This window comes from Streptomyces sp. NPDC002817, assembly GCF_053592055.1.
In genome coordinates this window covers 1-1,184 of the sequence record NZ_JBSFUY010000115.1, presented here as the reverse complement: position 1 = coordinate 1,184, position 1,184 = coordinate 1, and the positions used below count along the sequence as shown (strand labels likewise).

Below are 1,184 nucleotides of genomic sequence, written 5' to 3'. Positions count from 1 at the left end.
CGATGCCGAGTTCGCCGATGAGGATTTCTTCGGTGTGCTGGCCCAGGAGGGGTGGGGTGGTGATGTGGGTGGGGGAGTCGGAGAGTTTGAGGGGGTTGCCCACCGTGGTGAACCGCCCGCGTTCGGGGTGCTCGACCTCGACGACGATCTCGTTCGCCGCGAGGGAGGGGTCCTCGATGATCTCTTTGGTGGACAGGATCGGTCCGCACGGAATGTTGTGGTTGTTGAGGCGTTCCAGGACCTGCCACTTGGGCAGGGTCGAGGTCCATTCCTCGATCAGCTGGAACATCTTGGCGAGTTTCGGCAGCCGTGCCTCCGGACTCGCCCACTCCGGATCGTCGGCGAGTTCGGGGCGGCCGATCAGTTCGGCCAGTGGCTCCCAGCCGACGGGCTGGACGATGACGTAGACGTAGTCGTTGGGCCCGCCCGGCGCACATTTGACGGCCCAGCCGGGCTGCCCGCCGCCGGAGGCGTTTCCGGAGCGGGGGACCTCCTCGGCGAAGTCCTCGTTCGGGTATTCGGGGAGCGGGCCGTGTTCGAGGCGTTGCTGGTCGCGGAGTTTGACCCGGCACAGGTTCAGCACGGCGTGCTGCATGGCCACGTTCACCCGCTGCCCGCGCCCGGTCGCCTCCCGCTGGAACAGGGCCGCCAGGATCCCGGCCACCGCGTGGATACCGGTGCCCGAGTCACCGATCTGCGCGCCGGTCGCCATCGGCGGCCCGTCCGCGAACCCGGTGGTCGCCATCGACCCGCCCATCGCCTGCGCCACCACCTCATAGGCTTTGAAGCCGGTGTACGGCCCCTCCCCGAAACCCTTGATGGACGCGTACACGATCCTCGGGTTGATCTCCCGGATCCGCTCCCAGGTGAACCCCATCCGCTCCACCGCACCGGGCCCGAAGTTCTCCACCATCACATCCGAACGCCGGATCAGCTCGGTCAGCAGCTCCCTGCCCCGCTCGGACTTGGTGTTCAGCGTGACACTGCGCTTGTTGCAGTTGAGCATCGTGAAATACAACGAGTCCACACCCGGCACATCCCGCAACTGCCGCCGCGTGACGTCCCCGCCCGGCGCCTCCACCTTCACCACGTCCGCACCCAGCCACGCCAGCAACTGCGTCGCCGACGGACCCGACTGCACATGCGTCATATCCAGCACACGCACACCCTCAAGAGCCTTCGTC

Annotated in this window: 1 protein-coding gene; it reads right to left on the bottom strand. The window is 67.1% G+C overall.

Features of this window, described 5'->3' with window-relative positions:
- Positions 1 to 1,184: formyl-CoA transferase (frc, locus tag ACWD3I_RS49240; protein WP_451084475.1), on the bottom strand; the 1,184-nt coding region annotated here is incomplete at both ends.